This is a genomic window from Pseudomonas sp. Tul2A7 (assembly GCF_054790505.1).
Map to the genome: position 1 here is coordinate 952,500 of NZ_CP186499.1, position 25,346 is coordinate 977,845.

Here is a 25,346-nt window from a genome sequence, read left to right on the forward strand (position 1 = left end):
AGGGAGAGGGGGCCGACCGAGGTGTCTGGCGTTGTACATCGACCTGAATGACCGGGTCGATTATGGATTCGGTAAAGATCGATCACGTCGGCGGAGCCTCCAATATCCCACGGTCAGTCCCCTCTCCCCCAAAGAGAGGGAGCCGACCGAGGTGTCTGGCGTTGTACATCGACCTGAATGACCGGGTCGATTATGGATTCGGTAAAGATCGATCACGTCGGCGGAGCCTCCAATATCCCACGGTCAGTCCCCTCTCCCCCAAAGAGAGGGAGCCGACCGAGGTGTCTGGCGTTGTACATCGACCTGAATGACCGGGTCGATTATGGATTCGGTAAAGATCGATCACGTCGGCGGAGCTCTCCAATATCCCACGGTCAGTCCCCTCTCCCCCAAAGAGAGGGAGCCGACCGAGGTGTCTGGCGTTGTACATCGACCTGAATGATCGAGTCGATTATGGATTCGGTAAAGATCGATCACGTCGGCGGAGCTCTCCAATATCCCACGGTCAGTCCCTCTCCCCCAAAGAGAGGGAGCCGACCGAGGTGTCTGGCGTTGTACATCGACCTGAATGATCGAGTCGATTATGGATTCGGTAAAGATCGATCACGTCGGCGGAGCTCTCCAATATCCCACGGTCAGTCCCCTCTCCCCCCGGGAGAGGGTTAGGGTGAGGGGCTTCTGATCTTGCCTTAAAACTCCAAAGTGCTCGACAGCGATACCTGCCGCGAATCCCCCATCGACACAAAGAACCGGCTCGCCGCCGAAGTGTAGTAAGTGCGATCAAACAGGTTCTTCACATTCAGCTGAAACTTGACCTTCTGCCCCTCAACCCTGGTGTCGTAAGTGGCAAACGCATCAGCCACGGTGTAGCTCGGCAGGTCAAAATCATTCACCGCGTTCCCTGCACGTTCACCGACATAACGCGCTCCAGCCCCCACGCGCAATTGATCGCCGCCGATCACGCTGCCGAAGTCATACACCGCCGACAACGAGCCGGAATTCTTCGCTACGTTCTGCAGGCGCTTGCCTTTGTAGTCCGGGTCTTCGGTCACTTCGGCATCGGTGTAGGCGTAGCTGCCGATCATGCTCCAGTGATCGCTCAACTGACCGGTCAGGTCCATTTCCAGACCGCGCGAACGCACCTCGCCGGCCGCGCTGTAAATCGTCGTCGGGCCTTCAGAGTTGGCCACCAGCACGTTGCGTTTCTTGATGTCGAACAACGCAATGTTGCCGGTCACACGCCCCGGCAGGTCGAGCCGCGCGCCGAGTTCCCACGACTTGGCTTCTTCCGGCGCGATGCTGCCGTCGAGCACGGTGCTGCTGCCGCTCAGCGGGGCGATGGTCGAATTGGGTTTGAACGATTCGGTGTAGCTGCCGTAGAACGACAAGGCGTCGGTGTAGCGGTACACCAGACCGGCGCGCGGCACCCATTTCTGGCCGTTGCTGTCGGTGTTGGCCTTGAACGGCACGCCTTTGCCGGCGTACTGGTCGTACTCCTGGAAGCGCCCGCCGGCGACCAGAATCCACTGGTCGTTGAGGTGAATCGAGTCCTGCATGAACACCGAATCGCTGCGCAGTTCATCAGTCTGCGCGCTGTCGGGAGCGCTGACGGTCGTACCGGCGACTTCGCGGCCATACACCGGATTGAGGTAGCTGAACGTGGTCAGGCTTTTCTGCCGGATCAGGTCCTCGCGGTAGATCTTGCGGTACTCGTCATCGACGCCGAACACCAGATCATGCTGCATGCCCAGCACGTTGACCTTGCCTTCAAGACTGGCGGTGGTGAAACGGTCGGTGCTGATCGCGTTCTGGGTGCCGTCCATGCTGCGGGTCAGCGTGCCCTTGTTGGTGTCGATGGCGGTCACGCGGACCTGGCTGGCGTCGTAGGTTTCACGATTCCAGCTGTAACCGAAGTGCGCTTTCCAGTCGTCGTTGAGGTCGTGGTCGGCTTCAAAGTGATACAGGTCCGAGCGGCCTTCCATGTTGTTGAACGGCTCGTCGAGACGCTCTTTGCGCGAGATATCCAGCGGATGATTGGTGCGCGGATCGATCAGCGTGCCACGGTCGAACGGCGTGAGAAATTCACGGTGCTCGTAGGCGAACAACAGCTTGGTGCTCTCGCCGAACCAGGCCAGCGACGGGGCGATCAGGGTTTCACGGTGGGTGCCGAAGTTGCGCCAGTAATCTTCGTCTTCGTGATCGAGCACCATGCGGTAGGCCAGCCCGGAATCGCCCAGCGGGCCGGTGCTGTCGAAGGTGCCGCCGCTGCCGTTCTTGCCGTCGCCGTAGGTCGAGCCGCGCAAGGTCAGCGCATTGTATTGCGTCAGTTCCGGCTTCTTGCTGACCAGGTTGACCACGCCACCGGGGTCTTGAATGCCGTACAGCAAAGAGGCCGGACCTTTGAGCACTTCGACGCGATCAACCGTGGCGTTCATGCCACGGCCCTGCACGATCGGCATGCCGTCGCGCATGATCGAGCCGTTGCGGTTGTCACCGAAACCGCGGGTCATCACCGAATCCTGCGTGCTGCCCAAGGTGTTGCCTTGGGTGATGCCGCTGACATTGGCCAGTGCGTCGTCAAGATTGCGTGGCGCCTGATCGCGGATGACCTGCGCCGGGATGACGTTGACGGTCTGCGGGATTTCCTGCAACGACGCCGAAGAACGCATCACCGAACTGGTTTCCGGTGGTTGATAACTCATCGACTCGTCGCGCATCGAGGTGATGGTCGTGGCGCCGAGGTTCAACGCGCCTTCGGTGGGTTTGGGTTCCAGCGCCAGCGTGTGGCTATCGGTGCGGCGGAAGTTGAGGCCGGAGCCACTGAGCAAGCGTTGCAGGGCCTGTTCGGCACTCATCTGGCCATTGACGGCCGGCGCGGTGAGGCCGTACGGCGCTTCGTCGGTGTAGACCACGCTTTGCCCGGTGACCCGGCTGAAGTCGCTCAAGGCTTGCGGCAGCGGTTTGGCGGCCAGGGAAAAGTTGAACTGCTTTTGCGCTTGGCTGCTGGCGGTTTCAGCGGCCAGAGACACGCTTATCGGCAGCAATGCCAATGCCGAAAAACTCAATGCCGACACGCCCAACCACTGTTTGACCGAACCCGATTTTGCCCTGGACTTCATGACTCAATGACCTGTGTAGAACCGCAACGGATGCGAATGACTCGCAGTTTCAGTCACTACACGGATGGGGCTGATGTTTACCTCACCAACATTTGAAAATTATTTTTTGTGGTGTTCGATCGGGCGCCATCGCGAGCAGGCTCACTCCTACATTTGGAATGCGTTCCCCTGTAGGAGTGAGCCTGCTCGCGATGGCTTTAGCCGCCTCAACGCAAAATAATCAGATGCCCCAACACCTGATGCTGCTCAAACCCCATCACCCCTTGCAGGGAACTGAGCACCGCCTGCGGATCCTTGCTCGGAAAACTGCCACTGACCTTGCGCGCCGCCAGCTCATCGTTGAGCAATACAATCCGCCCCGGGTAATAACGCCGCAGATCCTCCACCACATCGGCCAGCGTCGCCTTGTAGTAAGTCAGCCAACCCTGACGCCACGCCAATTGCGCCTCGCTGTCCACGGCATGCAGTTTTTCCGCCGCACCGTCACCGTAAGCAACCTGCTGGCCGGCTGTAAGAATCTGCTGTTCACCACCACGATCCGCCGTCACCCCAACGCGCCCGGACAACACCGTCACCTGCGCACCATGCGGTTGCAGCCGCACTTCGAACTGCGTGCCGAGCACTCGCGCCTGACCTTTCTCGGCCTCGACCACAAACGGCTCGCCGGTGTGCGTAACCGTGAAAAATCCGGCACCGCGACGCAACTGGACATGCCGCTCGCCACGACTGAAATCCACGGCAATCGCACTGTCAGCATCCAGCGTGACTTGCGATTGATCGGCCAGAGTCACGGTGCGAATTTCACCGGGTGCCGAGACGTAATCCGCACCCAGATCATCGATCCAGCGCTGCGGCTGCCAGCCAGTGCCAAGGCTGACCATTAGCAGCAGACACGCCGCAATCGCCAATGCGCCCGACCAACGCAAAAACTGCGGACGGCGCGGGCGATCCATCGCATCGAGATAGCCCTGCAACGCCAAAGCCTCTTCATCGGCCAGCGTTCGCGCCGGGCCTTCGCTCAACTCCCAGAGCACTTGCGCCTGCGCATACGCTTCGGCATGCGCCGGATCAGCGCGTAGCCATTGGCTGAAGGTCAATTGATCGCCGGCGCTCGGTCGGTCATGCAACAGGCTCAGCCAGGCAAACGCAGCCTGCTCTTGCGCGGGCGTCGGGGTGGTGGAATCGGATGGCTTCACGGTGCTTTCCCTGGCAGGCGTGGCGCGGGTTCGCGCAGGCTGGCCTTGCAGGCCTCGAGGGCGCGCATCATATGTTTTTCCACGGCACTTTGGGACAGGCCCATGGCTTTGGCGATTTCCGCGTACTTGCGGCCGTGGATGCGATTGAGCAAAAAGATCTGCCGGGTGCGCTCGGGCAAGGCACGCAACGCCGCTTCGACATGCTTCAGATCATTGCCCGCTTCCAGCGCCGCTTGCGGTTCGCTGCCGTGGCTGTCCGGCGCGTCCGGTTGCCAGCCTTCGTTGACACGCGTGCGCGTGCCTTCACTGCGCAGATGATCGATGGCGATGTTGCCGGCGCAGCGCAAAAGATAGGTGCTGAGTTCTTCGACCTGCACCAGCGGTCGCCGCCAGAAACGCAAAAACAGATCCTGCACCAGGTCCGCCGCCGTCGCCCGGCAACCGACGCGCCGGCTCACCAGCGCTTCCATTTGCGAACGCTGGGACAAAAACACCTGAAGAAAATGCGCACGCGCCCCGCGCGGCTCGTCGTCGCGGGATTCCGGCGGTAGACCGATCAGCACTTCAGCACTGCGCCCATGCGGCGACCGGGCTGGCCAGCAGACTGACACCGGCCAGTGCCAATGCGAAACGCGGGCGATACGGCAGCAGCAATACCAACGCCAAGGCGCTGAGCATCAGCACGGCGAACCAGTCGACCAGGCCGAAACTCCAGCCATTGGCCTTCACCGCCGCCCAAAGCGACAAACACAGCAATAACCATCCGCCGACTTTCAGGCCCTGACGGCGACGCGTGGACGGTTTGTGACCGAGCAATTCATCGTAGTGACGCGGCATCGACAGGCACAACGCGGTGAATCCGGTGTAGGTGAGCAACAAGGGCAAGAGCATCAGTTCGCCCCTTGTTCAAGGGTGATCGGCCGGGCCTGTTCGCGGCGGGGCTTTTTAATGCTGACGGTGCTGCCGGCGCGCTGCATTTTCCACGCGGCCCAAGCCAGGAAGAAACCGGTTGCGAGGCACGTCAGATCAAAACCGGCCAATGCCCAATCCCTCTGCATCAAGGTGACTCCGAGATTCCACGGGGTGGTCAGCGCATTGACCAGCGGCACCGCGACAAACAGAGCGGCGCTCAGGGTGAGTTGCTCAACCCAGGCTTTTCGTCCCGGACGCAGCAGCGCGTGCAACACACTCAAAGCCCAAGCGATAAAGAACGCATTCACCTCCCAATCTGCGCGCTCGGCGAGGCTCACTGACAACAGACGATTGGCCAGGAAAAATACAGCCACCGCCGCAACCAACCCGGCCATGCTGGCGATATTCAGCACTTCCACCAGCCGCAGCTCGAACGGCATCACGCCGCTCTTGGCGTGTTTGAGCTGACGCTTGCCCAGCCAGAGCACCAGCCCGGTGCCGATCATCGCCGTACCCGCCAGCCCGCAGATGAAGTACAGCCAGCGCAAGAGCGGCCCGGCGAAGTGGCCCATGTGCAAACCATAGAACGCGCCCCCCACCGCCATCGTCATCGGTTGTTCCGGTGTGCTGCCGAGCATCTGCCCGGTCACACCGTTGAAGGTCACGGCGCGGCCGAAATCATGCACCACGCGATCGCCGGCACGGGACAGCACTACAGTGGCACTGGCATCGCCCGGATTGCTCACCGACAGACGCGCCGTATGGCCGCCCGACCATTGCTCGCTGGCCTTGCTCAACAGCGGCGCCATCGCCGCCAATGGCGCAGCGATATCGGCGCGTTCCGGGGTTTTCGAGGCTGGGAAAACTTCGTCATAAAATTTGCGCACGTCACTGCCGTATGAAGCGACGATGCTCGCCGGCATGACCATCGACATGAAAATCACCAGGCTGCTGTAAGTGATCATCAAGTGAAACGGCAACACCAATACGCCGACCGCGTTATGCCCGTCGAGCCAGGAGCGCTGGCCCTTGCGCGGGCGAAAGGTGAAGAAGTCCTTGAAGATTTTCTTGTGGGTGATGATCCCGGTGATCAGCGCGACAAACATCACCATCGCGGCAATGGTCGACAGCCAACGGCCCCACGGGTAAGGCATTTGCAGCTGAAAGTGGAAACGGTAGAAGAACTCGCCGCCCATGCTGTCGCGGCCCTGCACTTCGGCACCGGTTTGCGCGTCGAGGGTTTTCGCTTCGAAACGGCCGCGCTCGCCGGGATTCGCCGGTGCTTGTTGCCAGCGCACGGTCAGGCCGGGATCACGGGCATCGGGCAAATCGATGAGCCAGCGTGACGCGCCCGCCGCGTGTTGTTGCAGATAATCCTGGGCCAGCGTCAGGCTGGTCTCGGCACTCACCGATCGCGCGGGGATTTCCGGCTGCATCCAGTGGCTGATTTCATCCTTGAAATACGCCAGCGTCCCGGTCAGAAAAATCGCGAACAACAGCCAGCCGAACAGCAGTCCGGCCCACGTGTGCAGCCAAGCCATCGCCTGACGAAAACCCTCTTTCATGCCAGGCCCAATCCGCGTGCCGCGCCAGAGATGGTTGCCAGAATCACGCTCGGCACCAGCAAACCGACCCAGGCCGACCACGCCGTACGGCAGGCAAAGCACCAGAGCACCGCCACCAGATAGACCAGAAAGGAAATGGTCATGCCAGTCACCACCGCTTCGGCACGGCTCAACGGCAGCCACAGCGTCAGCGTGACACTGGCCAGCGCCGCGACCAGATAGCCGCCAAACACCGCCGCCAGCACCCGAGAAGTGACGGCCAGACGATAGGACATGGGAAGTGTGGCGAGTTTGCCTTTCATGTTTCGACCCTGAAACGAAAAACGTCCGGCCGATCAGCCGAACTTACAGGCGAACAATATTAATGATAAATATTCTCATACGCAAAAGCATCTGATTGCCGGTTAAGCGTTTCGCCCCTTACAATGCGAACAGTTCTTGTTCTCTAACGCATACTCTCTACCGCGCCATCAAGCGCCCGGAGTAATACCGTTGTCGTCCGCCCATCCCGTCGAATCGCTCTATCAGGCTCATCACAGTTGGCTGACTGGCTGGCTGCGGCGCAAACTCGGCTGCCCGGACAGCGCGGCGGATCTGGCCCAGGACACGTTTATCAAGGTGCTGACCGCCCGCGAACCGCCGGTGATCATCGAGCCGCGCGCCTTTCTGACAACGTTGGCCAAGCGCGTTCTGTTCAATCATTACCGCCGTCAGGATGTCGAACGTGCTTACCTCGACACCTTGGCGCAGATGCCGGACATGGTCGCGCCGTCGGAAGAAGACAAGGCGATCATTCTGCAAACCCTGATGGAGCTGGATCAGTTGCTCGACGGTTTGCCGCGTCAGGTCAAACGCGCCTTTTTGCTGGCGCAGGTGGATGGCCTGACTTATCCACAAATTGCCGCTGAACTCGACATCTCTGTGGCCACGGTCAAACGTCATTTGAACAAAGCGGCGATGCGCTGCTACTTCGCCCTATGAACCGCGCCCCGGATTTCTCCTCCCAAGTGGCTGAACAGGCCGTGTATTGGTTGATGGAAATGCAGCAAGGCACGCTCTCCCCGCGCCAGCAACACGCCTGGCAACAATGGCTGGACGCGCACAGCGAACACCGGCGAGCGTGGGAGCATATTCAGCGGGTCAACCAGCGCTTGCGCGGTGTGTCTTCGCCGCTGGCACACGCGGCTTTGAACGGACCAAAGTCCGGCAGCCGTCGTCAGGCGCTGAAACTGCTGCTGATTCTCGGTGCCGGTTCGGCGGTGACCTGGGGCATGCGCGAACACACCCCGCTGCCGTCGCTGTTCGCCGATTACCGCAGCCCGATCGGGCAACGGCGCAAGGTGGCACTCGGTGCCGGCGATCAGTTGCAACTCAACACCGCCAGTGCTGCGGATGTCGACACCTCGGCGCGACTGATCCGCTTGCTCGAAGGCGAAATCCTCCTGACTGCCGCGCAATCTTTCGAAGTGCGCACGGCTCAGGGCATTCTTAAAACTCATGGCGCACGTCTCAATGTGCGTCAGTTTGCCGATCGCACGCAGGTTGCGCTGTTTGAAGGCCGGGTCGAACTGAGCGGTAACGGACGCGCGCCGATGCTGCTGCCAGTCGCACGTCAGCTGAGTTTCACCTCGACATCCGTCAGCACAGCCAAACCGCTGGACGCCAACAGCGGCGCCTGGGCCGACGGCATGCTAGTGGCGGCACATATGCGTCTGGGCGACTTCCTCGATGAACTGGCTCGCTACCGTCGCGGCCAACTCAATTGCGCCAAGAACGTCGCCGACCTGCTGATCTCCGGGACTTACCCGCTGGACGACAGCGAGCGGATTCTCGATCTGCTGGAAATCAGTTTGCCGGTGAAAGTGAAGCGCTTTACCCGCTACTGGGTCACCGTAGAGGCGCGGGTTTAAAAAACTCAAAAATAAATGAGCCGTTTTTCAGATCTGGCGTGACAGAGAAGGAAAGCCCCCTTGATTCAACCTTCTCAGGATCAACCACCATGCACCCAACCCGCCTCACGCCACTGGCCCGCAGCCTGCGCAATCTTGTCCTCGGCGCCAGTCTGAGTTTCAGTGCCCTGCCCGCCGCGCTGGCCGCCAATGCCAAGACCTATCACATCGCGCCGTCGTCGCTGGAAAATGCCCTCAACCAGTTTGGCCGTGAAGCGGGCGTGCTGATTTCGTTTGGTTCGCAAGTCACCAGCGGTGTGCAAAGCCGTGGCCTGGAAGGCAGTTACACACCTGAGCAGGGTTTGAATGCATTGCTCGAAGGCACCGGTCTGCAAGCGCGCGCCGAGGGTAACAATGCGTTCAGCCTGCAACCGGTGGCAGACGCTGCGCTGGAGCTGGACACGTCGAAAGTCGTCGGCGACTGGCTGGGTGACGCCGCGCAAATCAATGTGTTTGAACATCCCGGTGCTCGTGACGTAATCCGTCGCGAGGAGTTCGAACGTCAAGGCGCAACGCAGGCACGTGATGTGCTCAACCGCATCCCCGGCGTCAATGCCCCGGAAAACAACGGCACCGGCAGCCACGACATGGCGCTGAACTTCGGCATTCGTGGGTTGAATCCACGCTTGGCCGCGCGCTCGACGGTGTTGATGGACGGCATCCCGGTGCCATTCGCGCCTTATGGCCAACCACAGTTGTCGTTCGCGCCGATCAGCATGGGCAACATGGATGCCGTGGACGTCGTGCGTGGCGGCGGCGCAGTGCGTTACGGCCCGCAGAACGTCGGCGGCGTGGTCAACTTCGTGACCCGGGCGATTCCCGACGAGCCGACGGTCAAGGGCGGCTTCCAGACGGAAACCAGCCCATCGTCGAGCCACGACGGCTTCAAGACCAGCGCCAACCTGCTGGCCGGCGGCACCAACGCCAATGGTCTCGGTGGCGCGTTGCTCTACTCCGGCACCCGTGGCGGTGACTGGCGTGAGCACAGCGACACCGAGATCGACGACCTGATCCTCAAGGGCAAATACCAGCTCGACGAGGCCAACAGTTTCAACGCCATGGCCCAGTATTACGAAGGCAAGGCTGATATGCCGGGCGGTTTGAACGTCGCCGACTACGACGCCGATCCGTACCAGTCGACACGACCGAAAGACCAGTTCTGGGGCCGGCGGACGATGTTCAATTTCGGCTATCGCTATCAGGAAGATCGCCGCGAATTCACCGCCAACACTTTCTTCACCAAGACCTTGCGCAGCGGTTATCTCGATCAGGGCACGTTCCTCTCGCTGTCGCCGCGCGAGTATTGGGTGCGCGGTCTGGAAACCCGTTTCGCCCAAGGCTTCGACCTCGGCCCGACCAGTCATGAAGTCGGCGTCGGCTATCGCTACATCAACGAGGCCGGCCACGAACTGCGCTATCGCACACCGATCAGCAGCAACGAATACCCGACTACCAGCAGCCGCAATGATCGCGACACCCGTGGCGGCACCGAGGCCAATGCGTTCTTCGTTGACGACCGCATCGACATCGGCAAATGGACCATCACCCCGGGCGTGCGCTACGAGATGATCGAATCGCAGCAGACCAACAACCTGACCAACGTCAAATACAAGGGCGACTACAACACCGCGCTGCCTGCGTTGAACGTGCTTTATCACCTGTCCGACAGCTGGAACCTGTACGCCAACACCGAAGGCTCGTTCGGCAGCGTGCAGTACAGCCAGATGCCCAACCGTGTGACCAGCGGCGAAGTGAAACCGGAAAAGGCGCGCACCTGGGAACTCGGCACGCGCTATGACAACGGTGCGTTACGTGCGGAGATCGGCGCATTCCTGATCAACTTCGACAACCAGTACGAAAGCAATCAGACCAACGACTCCGTGATCGCCCGTGGCGAAACCCGTCACCAGGGCATCGAGACCAGCATCAATTACGCGCTGGATGATTTGAGTCCGGCGCTGGCCGGTTTCGATGTGTACGCGAGCTACGCCTATGTTGACGCGACCATCCGCGAAGACGGGCCGAACCAAGGCAATCGCGTGCCATTCTCCTCGAAACACAAAGGCACGATTGGCGTGGGTTACACCGAAGGCCCTTGGAAGTTGAATCTGGATAGCAGCTTCCAGAGTGATCAGTTCGCCGACAACGCCAACACCTCGAAAGAAAGTGCCGATGGCAGCACCGGCAAGATCCCGGGTTACATGCTGTTCAGCAGCCGCGCCGGCTATGACTTCGGGCCGCAGTTGTCGGACTTGAATGTGGCGGTGGGGGTGAAGAACATTTTCAATACGCAGTACTTCACGCGTTCGTTTGATGACAACAACAAGGGTAAGTATGTGGGGGAACCGCGTACGGTTTATGTGCAGACTTCTGTGGCGTTCTGAAGATTAAAAAGCCCCTCACCCTAACCCTCCCGAAACGTCGGACCGCCCAGAGGGAGAGGGGACTGATTGGGGGATGCTTGCGAGGTACGCCGACCTGAACGTGCTGTGCCGAATCCATAATCGACTCGGTCTTTCATGTCGATGTACCCCGCAAGACACCTCGGTCGGCCCCCTCTCCCTCCGGGAGAGGGCTGGGGTGAGGGTCAGCGGGTCAGCGGGTCAGCGGGTCAGCGGGTCATGGTCTAAAGTAAAACTTCAAACCAACTTCACAAGGATCGTGAAGCATGCAAACCCGCCCCACCCTCGCCCAATTCGCCCGCCAGTTACGCGTCAACCAAACCGATTGCGAACAGCTGCTCTGGCAAAAAATCCGCGCTCGCCAAATCGCCAATCTGAAATTTCGCCGGCAGTTTCCGTGTCCGCCTTACGTGCTGGATTTTTACTGTGCGGAGCTGAAATTGGCGATTGAGCTGGACGGTGGGCAGCATGCTGAAACGCAGGGGCTGATTCATGACCAGCGCCGGACGCGCTATCTGAAGCAAAAGGGCATTGAAGTCGTGCGTTTCAGTAATCTTGAGGTGATGCAGCAGATGGACGATGTGCTGGAGCAGATCATAAGAATTGCGGCGAATCGAAAAATGCCCTCACCCTAACCCTCTCCCAGAGGGAGAGGGGACTGATCGGGGAATGCTTGAGAAATATACCGACCTGAAAGTATTGCGCCGAATCCATAATCGACTCGGTCTTTCAGGTCGACGTACCTCTTCAGACACCTCGGTCGGCCCTCTCCCCGAGAGAGGGGGAACTGATTGCGGGATGCTTCAGAAATTCATTGACCTGAAAGTACTTTACCGAACCCATAATCGACTCGGTCTTTCAGGTCGATGTACAACGCCAGACACCTCGGTCGGCTCCCTCTCCCTCCGGGAGAGGGTTGGGGTGAGGGGCTTTTCTGCTACAAAAAAAAACGGGCCTGCTTCCGCAGGCCCGTTCTCATTGGGTGGCTTATAAAGTCAGCGCATCAACTGTTGATCGCTGCCTGTTCGTTCTCAAGAAATTCTTCCTCCAGCAGTGCGTCATTCGCCTTGCTAAATGGCACCACAGCGGCACGTGGCTTACCTCGCAGTTTGCCGAAAAGGTGCTCCAGTGCGTGCTCGAGTTTTTCGGCTGCACCGTCGATCGCCTGTTCCAGCGAATCGGCCCTGTGGGTCACGGAAATCGGTTGATGGCCTTTTGGCCGCGCTTCCAGTTGGCAGCGCATGTCATGGGGACCTGGTTTGTCACCGTTCTCGTCGGCCAGATGGACTTCGACGCGGGTCAGGTCTTCTTCATAACGTTCGAGCGTGCTCTCAATGGTTGTACGTACCCACTCCTCCAGTCGTTGACTACTTTGAATATGGTTATCGCTGTTGACTTGGATTTGCATAGTTCATCCCTTATTTCAGCTAGCTCGTGAGAGGCCTTGAGTTGAATTTCCTGACCTCCTGGTTACAACAATCGGCCCGACCGGCGAACATTTCAACCCCTGAAAAAAGATAAATTTTCATTCGCAAAAAAAGCCGGACAACCGAGCAAAGCACTGGTAAGGTCGGGAGTTGGGTCGCCTCGCGACCCAGCAACTTTTGTTCACAATTGCCCGTCATTCAACGGGTGCAAGCTGCGAAAAATCTCCGCTTCTTCCACCAGCCAGTCATGCACCGCACGCACGCCCGGATGGCTCAATGCCCCCGGCGCATACAGCAACACGTAGCGTTTGTGATTGGGTACCGCCAAGCCAAACGGCACAATCAACGTCCCCCGCTCCAGCTCATCGTTGAGCAATGTACGACGGGCAATCGCCACGCCCATGCCGGCAATCGCCGCTTCAATGGTCAGGTGATTGCGATTGAAGGTATGCCCACGCCGTAAGTCGGCGCCTTCAAAACCGATCGCGTTTAAATAGAACTCCCACTCCGCGTATTCATAACTGCCACGCCAGGCGGTGATGTCGTGCAATAACGGAAAATGCACCAGATCCGCCGGCCCGTGCAGCGGCGGACGCCCGCGCAACAGGCTCGGCGCACACACCGGGAAAATCTGCTCGTCGAGCAAGGCTGTGGATAAAAGGCCCGGGTAACTGCCGTCGTTCAAATCGATCGCCAGATCAAAGTCACCCTCGTGCAACGGCACGCTACTGTCCTCGGCGACCAGCCGAAGCTGAATGTCCGGATAGCGCTGTTGCAGCCGCGGCAAGCGTGGAGTCAGCCATTTGCTGAGAAACGACGGAATCGAACGTACGCGCAAAATCCCGCTGATCATTCCGGCATCCAGTCGACGCAATTCGGCATCGATGCTGCCGTAGGCCTCGTTGACGGTGATCGCCAACCGCTGCCCTTCTGCGCTCAACTCAACGCCCCGTGCGCGCCGGTGAAACAGGCGAAAACCCAGGCGCTCTTCCAACTGGCGAATCTGCTGACTGACCGCCCCCGGAGTGATGTGCAGTTCTTCGGCACAACGGGTGAACGACAGGTGCCGCGCGGCACAGGAAAACACCTGCAGCCAGACATAGGTCTGGGCATGCAATTGACGACTCATCGTTTAGTCCTGCTAAAGGCTTACTTAGGAAGTTTCGTTAGTCACGTAGGACCGAGGTAGGCAGTATCGCCGACATTGCGCTTGTCCTACAAAAAATGGCAGCGATTCGTACTCCATTGCTTGTAAGGGTTTAGCATGGCTATCAGTGTTTTCGATCTATTCAAAGTCGGCATCGGCCCGTCCAGTTCCCACACCGTCGGCCCGATGCGCGCAGCAGCGACCTTCGCTCAAGCGCTGATTGATCAGTGTTTGCTGAACGACATATGCCGTGTGGAAATCCGTTTATACGGCTCGCTGTCAGCCACCGGCGTCGGTCATGCCACCGACCGTGCCACGGTGATGGGCCTGATGGGCGAATGGCCGGACAGCATAGATCCGGCGACCATCGATCCACGTATCCAGCAACTGCGCGAGACAGGCCAACTGTCCCTCGCCGGTCAGAGAGAAATTACCTTCGACTGGCAGCGTGATCTCCTGCTGCTCGACGAGAGCCTGCCCTACCACCCCAACGCCATGTCGCTGACAGCCTTTGGCGAAACCGCCGAGCTGTTCGAGCAGACGTACTACTCGGTCGGCGGCGGTTTCATTATCGAAGCGGCGGAAGCCGAGTCCGGTGTGGCGCCGGCCGGTGACGTGGTGTTGCCGTACGATTTCTCCAGCGCCGCCGAACTGTTGTCATTGTGCAAACAGCACAACCTGCGCGTCTCCGAACTGATGATGGCCAACGAGCGCGCCTGGCGTAGCGACGTGGAAATCCGCCAAGGTCTGCTGCACATCTGGTCGGTGATGCGTGAATGTGTGGAGCAGGGCCTGCGCCACGAAGGCATCCTGCCCGGAGGCCTGAATGTGCCGCGCCGCGCGGCGAAACTGCATCGCAGCCTGTTGGAAATCGGCAAGCCCAACGTGATCAGTTCAACGCTGTCGGCAATGGAATGGGTCAACCTGTTCGCCCTCGCCGTCAACGAAGAAAACGCGGCTGGCGGGCGCATGGTCACCGCGCCGACCAACGGCGCAGCCGGGATCATCCCGGCGGTGCTGCACTACTACACGAAATTCAATCCCGACGCGTCTGACGATGACGTGGTCGCTTTCTTTCTCGGTGCGGCCGCCGTCGGCATTCTGTGTAAGAAAAATGCCTCGATCTCCGGCGCCGAAGTCGGCTGTCAGGGCGAAGTCGGTTCAGCCTGCGCAATGGCGGCTGCGGGCTTGGCCGACGTGCTCGGCGCCACCCCGGAGCAATTGGAAAACGCCGCCGAAATCGGCCTGGAACACAACCTTGGCCTGACCTGCGACCCGGTCGGCGGTCTGGTGCAAGTGCCGTGCATCGAGCGCAACGCCATCGCCGCCGTGAAAGCCATCAACGCCACACAAATGGCCCTGCGCGGCGACGGCAACCATTTCATTTCCCTCGACCGGGTGATCCGCACCATGCGCGATACCGGTGCCGACATGCATGACAAATACAAAGAGACTTCACGGGGCGGCCTGGCTGTGAACTGGGTGGAATGCTGACGCGCATTCCCTGACCGCCCCGGCAGACCGCATCCGACGGTCTGCCAACCGTGAGCCCGAGCAAGAATAATAACGAGGCGATACCGATGACCGATGTACGTACACCTGCTGCCGATAATCCCGTGGTAGACCGCACACGCAATGCAGAAACAGCCCACAAGGGCTGGAACAAATTCGACACCACCTGGATGCTTGGCCTATACGGCACCGCCATCGGTGCCGGGACGTTGTTCCTGCCGATCAACGCCGGTGTCGGTGGTTTCTGGCCGTTGCTGATTCTCGCTGTGCTGGCCTTCCCGATGACGTTTTTTGCTCACCGTGGCCTGACCCGATTCGTGCTGTCCGGTCGCTCCGGGGATATCACCGAAGTGGTCGAAGAACACTTCGGCATCGGTGCCGGCAAGCTGATCACACTGCTGTATTTCTTTGCGATCTTCCCGATCCTGCTGGTGTACAGCGTGGCGCTGACCAACACCCTGAGCAGCTTTCTCGAACACCAATTGCACATCGCCCCGCCACCACGGGCGATTCTCTCGCTGGTGCTGATCCTCGGATTGATGGCGATTGTTCGTTGCGGTCAGAGCGTGATCGTCAAAGCCATGAGCGTGTTGGTGTATCCATTCGTCGCCGCGTTGCTGCTGCTCGCGGTCAGCCTGATTCCGAACTGGAACGGCGCGTTTTTCGCCAGCGCTCAAGAAGTCATGCCAATGTCCGTATTTCTCAAGACGCTGTGGCTGGCAATCCCGGTGATGGTGTTCTCGTTCAACCATTCTCCGATCATTTCCGCGTTTGCCGTTGATCAAAAACAGCGCTACGGCGCACAGGCAGAACGCAAGAGCAGCGGCATCCTCGCCATGGCCCACGGCATGATGGTCATCACGGTGATGTTCTTCTGCTTCAGCTGTGTACTGGCGTTGTCGCCGGCGGATCTGGCAGCGGCCAAGGCGCAGAACATTTCGATCCTGTCGTACCTGGCCAACCACTTCCAGACCCCGGTCATCGCTTACGCCGCGCCGCTGATTGCGCTGGTGGCGATCACCAAATCCTTCCTCGGCCACTACATCGGCGCCAGCGAAGGCTTTCAAGGCATGATCGTGAAAAGCCTGCGCAGCCGTGGCCGGGTCATGTCAGCGAGCTGGCTGAACCGCGCGACCGCCGTGTTCATGATCCTCAGCTGCTGGGCCGTAGCGACCTTCAACCCGAGCATCCTCGGGATGATCGAAGCTTTCGGTGGGCCAGTGATAGCCTGCCTGCTGTTCTTGATGCCGATGTACGCCATCCGCCGCGTGCCAGCTTTGCGCCAGTATTCGGGGCAGGCGTCCAACGTATTTGTGGTGTTGATCGGTCTGATTGCACTGTCAGCGATCATCTACTCGGTTCTGCCCTGAAAACGCGCCATAAAAAAAGGCGAGCCGCGTAGCTCGCCTTTTTTATGCCCGTGTTCATTGTTCGACAATTTTCCCGGCACAGCCCTTGCTACATACCTGTAGGAGCTGCCGCAGGCTGCGATCTTTTGATCTTCGTGACCGAAATCAAAACATTGAAGAGCAAAAGATCGCAGCCTGCGGCAGCTCCTACACAAAGCAACAACACAGACCACGGAATGGCCGATGATCCGGTTTGGCGAACCAACCCGATCACGGCCGGTCAACAACTGCACGTTCAATCAGGCGGTGACGCATCATGGACAATCCTTTTCAGATCATTACCGATGCCTTCGCGCCGGACTATCAGATCAACCTGAGCATTCAGGGCCTGGACGGCAGCATCATGCTGACCCTGTCCAATAGCGGCCGGATCGTGGCCAAACGCATGATCAGCGCCGAGCAGCGCAACGACCCCGCGCGTCTCAAGCGCCTGGTGCAAAGCATTCAGTTCGGCATCGCCATCGAACAGGGCCACAGCGCCATGGCGATCCTCGAAGCCATGACCAGCGGCAGCGGGCTGACGCCGCCACCGCCACGCGTCATCGGTCAGCCACGACCGGCGGCCGGGCTTTAAAGCTCACCCTTCTCGACTTCAGGATGTTCGCTGGAACCCGTGCCCAGCGTGCGCTGTGGTTTTTCGATCTTCACCGACGGAAATTGCGACGAAGCGTAACGCACTACCAAAATCGCCAGCGCCAGCAGCAGAATCCCGCCGCACAGGTAAATGATGCCCATGTCCGGCGGGTTGTGGTGCGAGACATTGGAGATCAGCAGACGGGTCAGCGCGGTGATCGCCACATAGATCAGAAAGCGCACCGGCATGTGGTTGGTCTTGAAATAAATCCCGACCATCGCTCCCAATTCGAGATAGATGAACAGCAACAGAATGTCATCGATCTTGATGTGGCCTTCCTCGAGCATCCCGAGAAACTCCATCACCGCCGCGTATGCCGTCACCGCACCGATGGCAAACAGCGCCAGATAGTGGAAGGTCTCGACGAACAGGTTGCCCAGGGACTCGGCCAGTTGATGCACGTTTTGCCGTAGTTTCTCGGCCCAGTTTATTTTCACGATGATGTTCCTTAGCTCGAATGCGAGCGGATGATGCGTGTTGGACGTGACGGTTTTCTGCACGTAACCGTTTTCATGCAGAAAAGAGGCCACGCCATCATGGCGAGCCGCCGCCAAACCCGCGCCGTGGCGTTTGGTCGCACCGCTGTGCTTTTGTGGGAGCGAGCCTGCTCGCGAATGCAGCGACACGGTCTCCCTGACAAACCCGAAATCCGGTCTACATTGAAAAGCCACTACCCATGGCGCAGGGATTCGCTTATCCTTTTCGCTGTATATGGATACAGTAGTCGTCAAGACAACTTAATGTGAAGGCATGTGAGGTGGTGAATGGCCGTCGAAGTGGTATACCGCAGCAGCCGAGATCTGGAGCGCTTGTTCATGGATAAAGCCGAAGCTGACCGTCATGACAAAATGCTCGAACTGGCCGAATATCTGGCCGATGTCCTGCAAAAAGCCGTTCCGTCCCTGACTGAACAGCAAGTGGAAGAAGCCGGGATCTACATGGCGAAGAATCGCGATGTGTTCGCCCGGGCGTTCAAGAGCCAGCCGGATGCACTGTCCGAACTGCTCAATGCACCGGCAGAACCAGTTGAACACGCTGAGGCGGCGGAACCTGCTGAAGCACCGGCCAAGCCAGTCAAAGCGGCGAAGGCTGCGAAGTAATCCAGTCCGAATTGAATAGGCCCTGAGTCGAATGGCTCAGGGCCTTTTTCATGCCTGTGAAACTCAACGATACAAAACTTTCTCCGCCAACTCATCCGCCACCCGCGCCGGCGAACGTTTTTCCGCCTGCGCATGGCCGAACACCTCGGTCAACCGCGAACTGATCTTCGACAGATGCGCGGTAATCGTCGGCAATTCCTCGCCACGATGTTTCAGCGAGACGTAAATCAGCCCACCTGCGTTGATCACATAATCTGGCGCATACAGAATCCCGCGCCGCTCCAGTTGATCGGCGACATCCAGATGCGTCAGTTGATTGTTCGCCGAACCCGCCACGGCCGAACACCGCAGTTGCGTGACGCTGTGGCTGTTCAGAACTCCGCCCAGACCGCACGGTGCGAGAATGTCGCACGGGGTGCTGAGTAACGCGTCGTTGGCGATTGGATGGGCGTTGAGTTGCTCCATCGCCAGTTGCACCTTGCCGTGGTCAATATCGCTGACCAGCAGCTCAGCCCCGGCGGCGTGCAGTTGCTCGGCCAATGCATAACCGACATTGCCCAAGCCCTGAATCGCGATGCGCAAACCTTCGAGGTTATCGCTGCCCAACCGTGCCATGGCCGTCGCGCGAATGCCGGTGAACACGCCCATCGCCGCGTGCGGTGCCGGATCGCCGGCAGACGTGGTGCTGGTGACATGTTGGGTCTGCTGGGCGATGCAATCCATGTCGGCGACCGAGGTGCCGCTGTCGATCGCGGTGATATAGCGACCGTCGAGCTGATCGATGCAGCGGCCAAAGGCTTCGAACAGCGCGCCACGGTTTTCCACGTGCACCGGACGCACGATCACTGCCACACCACCGCCCTGCGGCAGCCCCGCCAAAGCGGCCTTGTAACTCATGCCTTGGGCCAGGCGAATGGCGTCCTCGACGGCAGATTCGTCATTGGGATAGGCAAGATAACGACATCCGCCCAAGGCTGGCCCGAGGCGACTGTTATGGATGGCAATGACCGCCTTCAACCCGGTGACCGGGTCAACGCTAAGGTGCAGCGATTCCAGGCGAGTGCTTTGCATGAGCGCAAACATCGTTGGGCTCCCGAATCACTTCTTGTAGAACGCCAGTATAGGCCTGCGCCTGAAAATTGCTGGAGCGCACCGGAATAAGCACCTGCTGGGACAACGGCTTTGCGGCATAACCCCGAACCTGCGCTGCAGGGCACTGGACGAATCTCGCGGACGGGGCTAAAACGAGGCATTCCCCGGAGATTTCAATGAGTCCGCGCCAACGTTTTTTCGAATGCCTGCACCGTTCACCGCCTGCGCTGTTGGAAGCTGCGCTGTGGATGGCGGCTGAACACGAAAAAGAGGTGGATCCGGCGGCGCTCCTGCAAGACTTCAAGGAGCTGCAACAGCGGGTCAGTTACGGTTTGCCGATGCTGCCGGTGAGCGAGCTGGCACAGCCGCTGTTACGGCGCATGATTGAATTGGGCTTTGCCCAGGACGATTTTCTGCCGCTGCGCCCGCAGGCGGCGTTGTTGCATAAAGTCTTGCAAACCCATCGCGGCCAGCCTTTGGCGCTGGCGTTGATTGCGCTTGAGCTGGCGCGCGGCCTGGAGATTCCGCTGGTAGGCGTCAACTTCCCCGGGCACTTCCTGTTGAAGGTGCCCGGTGCCGATCATCTCCTTGATCCGTGCGGCGGGCGACGCTTGTACCCCAACGATTGTCGTGAGCTGTTGCAGCGCCAATATGGGCCGAACATGAAGCTCAACGCCGAGCACTTGGCTACGGCGACGCCCGTGCAGATGCTGCAGCGGCTGTCACGCAATCTGCGGCAACTGCATCTGACCCACGATGACTTCATCGCCGCGCTGATCGACGCCGAACGCGTGCTCGAACTGGGTGACGCCGGCGCCGCCGATTATCTGGCCCGCGCCAGTCTGTATCAGCGGCTCGACTGCCCGAATGCCGAGCGCTTCGATCTGGAGCATGCCTTGCTGCTCAGCGACGATCCGATCCAGCGACTGCGCCTGACCGAACGACTCGGCCACCTGCCGCCCAACTCAGTCGTCCATTAAAAGCAAAAGATCGCAGCCTTCGGCAGCTCCTACATTGAATTATGTATTTCCCTGTAGGAGCTGCCGAAGGCTGCGATCTTTTACTCTTCAGGATTTGACAGACATCCCCACTCCAACTGCCGAACTGCCTTCGGAGGGCGAGCGCACCTGAATGATCAGCAGCGCGGCAATCACCGCCGGGATCGCACAGAAGAAGAAAATCTGTTCGACCGGAATGTGCATTGCCAACAACAGGCTGCCGAACAGCGGCCCGAGAATCGAACCGAAGCGCCCCACACCCAACGCCCAACCAGTGCCCGTCGCGCGCACATGTGCCGGGTAGAAGTTACTGGCAAACGCATTCAGCGTCAGTTGCCCGCCGATGATGCAGAACCCGGCGGCGAAGACGCAGGCCACCAGATAACGCGGATTGTCGTGATTGAGCCCCAGCAGAATCGTGCACAGCGCCGCGCCCGCCAACACGCCGGACAACAACCGCACCTTGCGCTTCAAGCGGTCGGCGAACCACGCCATGCAGATCGCACCCAGGGTACCGGCGAACAGGAACATCGACGTCACCAGATTGGCTTCGTTGAGTTTCAGGCCACTTTCCAGCAGCAGTGTCGGCAGCCAGCTGATCATGAAATACAGCAGAATCAGGCTGACGAAAAAAGTCGCCCAGATCAGCAAGGTCGGCCGCGCGTAGCCGTTGCGGAACAACTCGACCACGGTCAGTTTGCTGCCCTGCTCGCGCTCGTTCTGCTCGACACTGGCAACGGGCGGTTGCCAATCCGGCAGCATCCTTGCGGTAACTTTGCGCAGTCGTACATACGGCGGTGCATCACGCAACAGGCGTGGCAGCGACTCCGGCAGCATCAACCACAGAAACGGAAACAGCAGCAACGGCGTGACGCCACCGGCAAGGAACACCGCTTGCCAACCGAATTGGTCGATGAACCCGGCGGCGACGAAACCACCCGCTGCCCCGCCGAACGAGAAGCCACAGGCCGCCAGCGTCACCATCAAGGTGCGCAAACGCGGTGGCGAGTATTCCGACATCAACGCCATGGCACTGGGCATCGCTCCGCCCATGCCGATGCCGCAGATGAAGCGCGCGATCATCAGTGTGTTCAGCGAATCGGCGAAGACCATCAGCACGGTCAGCGTGGCGTAGATCAGTACGCAGGCGAGCAGGATCCGCCGCACGCCAAAGCGGTCAGCCAGCGGCGTCACCGCCAATGAACCAATGGTCAGGCCAAGCAAGTTGGCACTGAAAACCGGCCCGAACGCCGACTTTTCCAGCCCCCAGTCCTGTGCCAGCGCGGGCACCACATAACCGAGTACCTGGGCGTCATAGCCGTCGGTGACCAGCAACAGCGCGAGCAGGATCAACAGTAACCACTGATAGCGGGACACAGGACGGGCGTCGAGTGCCGCCCGAAAGCTGGCAATCTGGTTGTGCATCGCAAGGTACCTGTTTTGTTTTTATGATTATGCGAATGGCGATATTCCCTTGTAGGAGTGAGCCTGCTCGCGATAGCGGTGGTTCAGTCAGAACATCAGTGACTGACACTCCCTCATCGCGAGCAGGCTCACTCCTACAGGGTTATGGGGTGTCTGGCTGGTTGCCGGGATGAGCCTTGATGAACGCTGGATGTTCAGCCGCCAATGCGGCGACCCGACGAATTTTCGGATACGCCTCAAGGCTGACGTTGAACCGCTCTGCCGCATACAACTGCGGAATCAGGTAAACATCAGCCACGCACGGCCACTCACCAAAACAGAAACCCTCGTCGCCAATCAACTGCTCCACTGTCGCCAGCCCTTGGCTGATCCAATGACTGATCCACTCGACTACCTGCGGCTCGTCCTGCCCCAATTGGCGCAGGCGATTAAGCACACTGACGTTGTGCAGCGGATGTACATCGCAACCGATGACCGCCGCCACACCGCGCACCTGCGCGCGGGCGAGCAGATCCTCAGGCAGCAACGGCACCTGTGGATAACGTTCCTCCAGATACTCGATGATCGCCGGCGACTGAATCAGCAAACCGCCTTCGTCAGTGCGCAGCGCAGGCACCCGCCCCTGCGGATTGATCGCCAGATACGCCGCTTGCCGATGCTCGCCACCCGGCGGTGCGATCAGGTTGACCGGCAGCGCCTGGTAGTCCAAACCTTTGAGCGCCAGCGCGATCCGCACCCGATACGACGAGGTGGAACGGTAATAGGTATAGAGATCCATAACCCGCTCCTGTCAGCGCGCCGCCAACACTTTGCCACGGCACTCGCCGAAGCCGATCGAAGCAAAACCGTCACGGGCACAACGCGCACGCAAAATGATTTCGTCGCCATCTTCAAGGAATTTCCGCACCTCGCCAGAGGCCAGTTCGATCGGCTTTTTGCCGCCCTCGGTGATTTCCAGCAGGCTGCCGAACTGACCGCTCTCAGGGCCGGACAAAGTGCCCGAACCGAACAGGTCACCGGCCTGCAACTGGCAACCGTTGACGCTGTGGTGCGCGACCATTTGCGCGACGGTCCAGTACATGTAGCGGGTGTTGCTCAGGGTCAGGCGATGGGCCGGCAGGTTCTGCTCGCGCATGCCTTCAGTCAGCAGCAACACTTCCAGTTCGATGTCGAAGGCACCGCCGTCCTGATCGCGTTTGTCGAACAGGTACGGTAGCGGCTGCGGATCACCTTCAGGACGCTTCGGTTGCGCGGTGCGGAACGGTTCCAAGGCTTCAGCAGTTACAACCCATGGCGAGACGCTGGTGATAAAGCTTTTCGACAGGAACGGACCCAGCGGCTGGTATTCCCAAGCCTGGATATCGCGTGCCGACCAATCGTTGAGCAGGCAGAAACCGGCGATGTGATCAGCGGCGTCACCGATGGCGATCGAATCGCCCATCTCGTTGCCCTGGCCGATCCAGATGCCCAGTTCCAGCTCGTAGTCCAGGCGTGCGCACGGGCCAAACGTCGGCTCGGTCTGACCGGCCGGCAGCGTCTGGCCCTTCGGACGACGCACGTCGGTGCCGGATGCACGCACGGTGGAGGCGCGACCGTGATAACCGATCGGCACGTGCTTGTAGTTCGGCAGCAACGGGTTATCCGGACGGAACAGTTTGCCGACATTCTGCGCGTGCTCGATGCCGACGTAGAAGTCGGTGTAATCGCTGATGCGCGCCGGCAGATGCAACTGGCAATCGGCGGCCAGTGGCAGCAGTTTCGCGCCTTGGGCTTCGATGTTGCCACGGTGAGTGCTGCCTTCGCTGAACAGTTCCAGCAGGCGTGTGCGCAGCGCCACACGTGCTTCGCGACCGAGTTCGAAGAACGCGTTCAACTGGCCGCCGTGCATGGCTTCGACCGCACTGCGCGCGACACCGTCGAACAGCCCGGCTTCCAGCGCCACTTGCAGATCGAAGATGTGTTCGCCAATCGCCACGCCAGCGCGCGGCGCCGCATCGTTGCTGCTGAACACACCGAGCGGCAGGTTCTGCAGCGGGAAATCAGCGTGGCCATTGGCCGATGCAACCCAGCTGCGGGTGATGGAATTCTGCGTCATGGGTTATCTCCGGGTCGGGTCGAACGTCGCGGGCAGCGTGGCCCAGCAAGCGTCGTAAGTGGATTGCAGTTGCGGGCAGTAGAGGGCGAAACGGCTTGGGCGCAGCACCTGACTGGTCTCGAACATGAAGGCCATGGTGTTGTCGATTTTTGCCGGTTTGAGTTCGGCGTTGATCGCTTTGGTGCAGGTCTCGCCATCCGGGCCATGAGCGCTCATGCAACTGTGCAGTGAAGCACCACCGGGCACGAAACCTTCGGCCTTGGCGTCATATTCGCCCTGGATCAAACCCATGAATTCGTTCATCAGGTTGCGGTGGAACCATGGTGGCCGGAAGGTGTTTTCGGCAACCATCCAGCGTGGCGGGAAGATCACGAAGTCGAGGTTGGCCAGACCGTGCACGCTGGTTGGCGAAGTCAACACAGTGAAGATCGACGGGTCCGGGTGATCGAAACTGACCGTGCCGATGGTGTTGAAACGGCGCAGATCATATTTGTACGGCACGTTGTTGCCGTGCCAGGCGACCACGTTCAGCGGCGAATGATTGAGTTCGGTGGCCCACAACTGGCCGAGGAATTTCTGCACCAGGGTGGTCGGTTGCTGCAGATTTTCGTAGGCGGCGACCGGGGTCAGGAAGTCACGCGGGTTGGCCAGACCGTTGCTGCCGATCGGCCCCAAATCCGGCAGGCGCAGCGGTGCGCCGTGGTTCTCGGCGACGTAACCGCGGGCTTGCGGGTCGAGCAATTCAACGCGGAATTTCAGGCCACGTGGCAGCACGACGATTTCCAGCGGTGCCACTTCCAGCACACCCAATTCGGTAGCAATGCGCAGACGCCCGAGTTGCGGCACCAGCAGCAGTTCACCGTCGGCGTTGAAGAACACCCGCTCCATCGAACGGTTGGCGGCATAGTTGTAAATGCTGATACCGGACGGCTTTTCGGCGGCGGAGTTAGCCACCATGTTCACCAGACCATCGATGAAATCGGTCGGCTCGGCCGGGATCTCCAGCGGGTTCCAGCGCAGCCGATTGGGCGTCACTTCACCCAACGGGCCACCGGCCAATTGCCGCTCCAGTTTGACGAAGGCCGGGTGATTGGCGGACGGCTGAATCCGGTACATCCAGGTGCGCCGCGCTTCACTGCGGGTCATGGTGAACGCGGTGCCGGAAAACAATTCGGTGTAGAGGCCGTACGGGGCTTTTTGCGGGGAGTTCTGGCCGACGGGCAGCGCGCCGGGCAACGCTTCAGTGCTGAATTCGTTGCCGAAACCGGACTGATAAGCCAAGGCCTGCGCGGTTGAATCGAGGTTCATGGAGCCTCCTGAACAGGGAGTCGGCAGTGGCCCATCGCTCTGGCCCAGAGGTTTCG

22 protein-coding genes and 1 pseudogene are annotated in these 25,346 nt (G+C 59.8%); 9 read left to right on the forward strand and 14 right to left on the reverse strand.

Translation table 11 applies throughout. From position 1 onward, the window contains the following. Positions 1-689: 689 nt before the first annotated feature. The 6 genes from ACOYXJ_RS04485 to ACOYXJ_RS04510 form a co-directional block, all read right to left on the reverse strand. Positions 690-3,119, reverse strand: coding sequence for a TonB-dependent siderophore receptor (locus ACOYXJ_RS04485; protein ID WP_460368113.1), 2,430 nt, complete (start codon positions 3,117-3,119; stop codon positions 690-692). Positions 3,120-3,325: 206 nt separating this feature from the next. Continuing rightward, entirely contained in the window at positions 3,326-4,315 is a 990-nt protein-coding gene (locus tag ACOYXJ_RS04490; RefSeq protein ID WP_460368115.1) for a FecR family protein, read from the reverse strand. After that, positions 4,312-4,878, reverse strand: a complete 567-nt coding sequence (locus ACOYXJ_RS04495; protein WP_110719067.1) for an RNA polymerase sigma factor — start codon at positions 4,876-4,878, stop codon at positions 4,312-4,314. Before ACOYXJ_RS04495 ends, ACOYXJ_RS04490 begins: the two co-directional genes overlap by 4 nt. Before the next feature lies 1 nt (position 4,879). Beyond that, entirely contained in the window at positions 4,880-5,206 is a 327-nt protein-coding gene (locus ACOYXJ_RS04500) for a DUF3325 domain-containing protein (protein ID WP_150792389.1), read from the reverse strand. Then, the gene (locus ACOYXJ_RS04505; RefSeq protein WP_460368118.1) at positions 5,206-6,792 is read right to left on the reverse strand and encodes a PepSY-associated TM helix domain-containing protein; all 1,587 of its coding nucleotides are present in this window, start codon (positions 6,790-6,792) and stop codon (positions 5,206-5,208) included. Before ACOYXJ_RS04505 ends, ACOYXJ_RS04500 begins: the two co-directional genes overlap by 1 nt. Then, a complete protein-coding gene (locus ACOYXJ_RS04510) occupies positions 6,789-7,094 on the reverse strand; it encodes a DUF3649 domain-containing protein (protein ID WP_016986986.1) in 306 nt (101 codons plus the stop codon). The genes ACOYXJ_RS04505 and ACOYXJ_RS04510 overlap by 4 nt, the downstream gene beginning before the upstream one ends. A 190-nt stretch (positions 7,095-7,284) precedes the next feature. Between ACOYXJ_RS04510 and ACOYXJ_RS04515 the strand changes: the two genes are divergently transcribed. From ACOYXJ_RS04515 to ACOYXJ_RS04530, 4 genes are all read left to right on the forward strand, one after another. After that, the gene (locus ACOYXJ_RS04515) at positions 7,285-7,773 is read left to right on the forward strand and encodes a sigma-70 family RNA polymerase sigma factor (protein ID WP_102900646.1); all 489 of its coding nucleotides are present in this window, start codon (positions 7,285-7,287) and stop codon (positions 7,771-7,773) included. Then, positions 7,770-8,702, forward strand: a complete 933-nt coding sequence (locus tag ACOYXJ_RS04520) for a DUF4880 domain-containing protein (RefSeq protein ID WP_460368121.1) — start codon at positions 7,770-7,772, stop codon at positions 8,700-8,702. The genes ACOYXJ_RS04515 and ACOYXJ_RS04520 overlap by 4 nt, the downstream gene beginning before the upstream one ends. Before the next feature lie 89 nt (positions 8,703-8,791). Next, positions 8,792-11,125 carry a TonB-dependent Fe(3+) dicitrate receptor FecA gene (gene fecA / locus ACOYXJ_RS04525; protein ID WP_460368123.1) on the forward strand — a complete coding sequence of 778 codons (2,334 nt, stop codon included), beginning with the start codon at positions 8,792-8,794 and terminating at the stop codon, positions 11,123-11,125. A 284-nt stretch (positions 11,126-11,409) separates the two neighbouring features. Continuing rightward, positions 11,410-11,778, forward strand: a complete 369-nt coding sequence (locus tag ACOYXJ_RS04530; RefSeq protein WP_460368125.1) for an endonuclease domain-containing protein — start codon at positions 11,410-11,412, stop codon at positions 11,776-11,778. A gap of 368 nt (positions 11,779-12,146) precedes the next feature. Here the strand turns inward: ACOYXJ_RS04530 and ACOYXJ_RS04535 are convergent, their stop codons facing one another. Beyond that, positions 12,147-12,551 carry an HPF/RaiA family ribosome-associated protein gene (locus ACOYXJ_RS04535; protein WP_150792382.1) on the reverse strand — a complete coding sequence of 135 codons (405 nt, stop codon included), beginning with the start codon at positions 12,549-12,551 and terminating at the stop codon, positions 12,147-12,149. A 200-nt stretch (positions 12,552-12,751) separates the two neighbouring features. After that, entirely contained in the window at positions 12,752-13,699 is a 948-nt protein-coding gene (locus ACOYXJ_RS04540) for a LysR substrate-binding domain-containing protein (protein WP_460368127.1), read from the reverse strand. 135 nt (positions 13,700-13,834) lie between these two features. Between ACOYXJ_RS04540 and ACOYXJ_RS04545 the strand changes: the two genes are divergently transcribed. From ACOYXJ_RS04545 to ACOYXJ_RS04555, 3 genes are all read left to right on the forward strand, one after another. After that, entirely contained in the window at positions 13,835-15,211 is a 1,377-nt protein-coding gene (locus ACOYXJ_RS04545) for an L-serine ammonia-lyase (protein ID WP_460368129.1), read from the forward strand. Positions 15,212-15,297: 86 nt separating this feature from the next. Next, positions 15,298-16,599 (forward strand): serine/threonine transporter, encoded by a 1,302-nt coding sequence (locus tag ACOYXJ_RS04550; RefSeq protein WP_460368131.1) that lies wholly within the window; start codon positions 15,298-15,300, stop codon positions 16,597-16,599. A 295-nt stretch (positions 16,600-16,894) separates the two neighbouring features. Continuing rightward, positions 16,895-17,212: a DUF3509 domain-containing protein gene (locus ACOYXJ_RS04555; protein WP_095119421.1), complete on the forward strand. Its 318-nt coding sequence runs from the start codon at positions 16,895-16,897 to the stop codon at positions 17,210-17,212. On the opposite strand, the gene ACOYXJ_RS04560 is transcribed toward ACOYXJ_RS04555, so the two are convergent. Then, positions 17,209-17,709: a phosphate-starvation-inducible protein PsiE gene (locus ACOYXJ_RS04560; protein WP_053117232.1), complete on the reverse strand. Its 501-nt coding sequence runs from the start codon at positions 17,707-17,709 to the stop codon at positions 17,209-17,211. The genes ACOYXJ_RS04555 and ACOYXJ_RS04560 overlap by 4 nt on opposite strands. Positions 17,710-18,036: 327 nt before the next feature. On the opposite strand from ACOYXJ_RS04560, the pseudogene ACOYXJ_RS04565 reads away from it, so the two are divergent. Next, a pseudogene (locus tag ACOYXJ_RS04565) lies at positions 18,037-18,291 on the forward strand (YebG family protein); the annotation flags it as partial. A 144-nt stretch (positions 18,292-18,435) separates the two neighbouring features. Here ACOYXJ_RS04565 and ACOYXJ_RS04570 read toward each other — a convergent pair. After that, positions 18,436-19,455 carry a Leu/Phe/Val dehydrogenase gene (locus ACOYXJ_RS04570; RefSeq protein ID WP_102900652.1) on the reverse strand — a complete coding sequence of 340 codons (1,020 nt, stop codon included), beginning with the start codon at positions 19,453-19,455 and terminating at the stop codon, positions 18,436-18,438. A 185-nt stretch (positions 19,456-19,640) separates the two neighbouring features. On the opposite strand from ACOYXJ_RS04570, the gene ACOYXJ_RS04575 reads away from it, so the two are divergent. After that, complete coding sequence (locus tag ACOYXJ_RS04575) at positions 19,641-20,444, forward strand: SirB1 family protein (RefSeq protein ID WP_223025192.1); 804 nt, start codon at positions 19,641-19,643, stop codon at positions 20,442-20,444. An 87-nt stretch (positions 20,445-20,531) separates the two neighbouring features. Here ACOYXJ_RS04575 and ACOYXJ_RS04580 read toward each other — a convergent pair whose 3' ends face one another. The 4 genes from ACOYXJ_RS04580 to hmgA form a co-directional block, all read right to left on the reverse strand. Further along, the gene (locus ACOYXJ_RS04580) at positions 20,532-21,887 is read right to left on the reverse strand and encodes an MFS transporter (RefSeq protein ID WP_460368134.1); all 1,356 of its coding nucleotides are present in this window, start codon (positions 21,885-21,887) and stop codon (positions 20,532-20,534) included. 142 nt (positions 21,888-22,029) lie between these two features. Beyond that, positions 22,030-22,665 carry a maleylacetoacetate isomerase gene (gene maiA / locus ACOYXJ_RS04585; RefSeq protein ID WP_150792375.1) on the reverse strand — a complete coding sequence of 212 codons (636 nt, stop codon included), beginning with the start codon at positions 22,663-22,665 and terminating at the stop codon, positions 22,030-22,032. A gap of 12 nt (positions 22,666-22,677) precedes the next feature. Then, entirely contained in the window at positions 22,678-23,982 is a 1,305-nt protein-coding gene (fahA, locus tag ACOYXJ_RS04590; protein WP_460368137.1) for a fumarylacetoacetase, read from the reverse strand. A gap of 3 nt (positions 23,983-23,985) precedes the next feature. After that, positions 23,986-25,290: a homogentisate 1,2-dioxygenase gene (gene hmgA / locus ACOYXJ_RS04595; RefSeq protein ID WP_460368139.1), complete on the reverse strand. Its 1,305-nt coding sequence runs from the start codon at positions 25,288-25,290 to the stop codon at positions 23,986-23,988. Positions 25,291-25,346 lie beyond the last annotated feature (56 nt).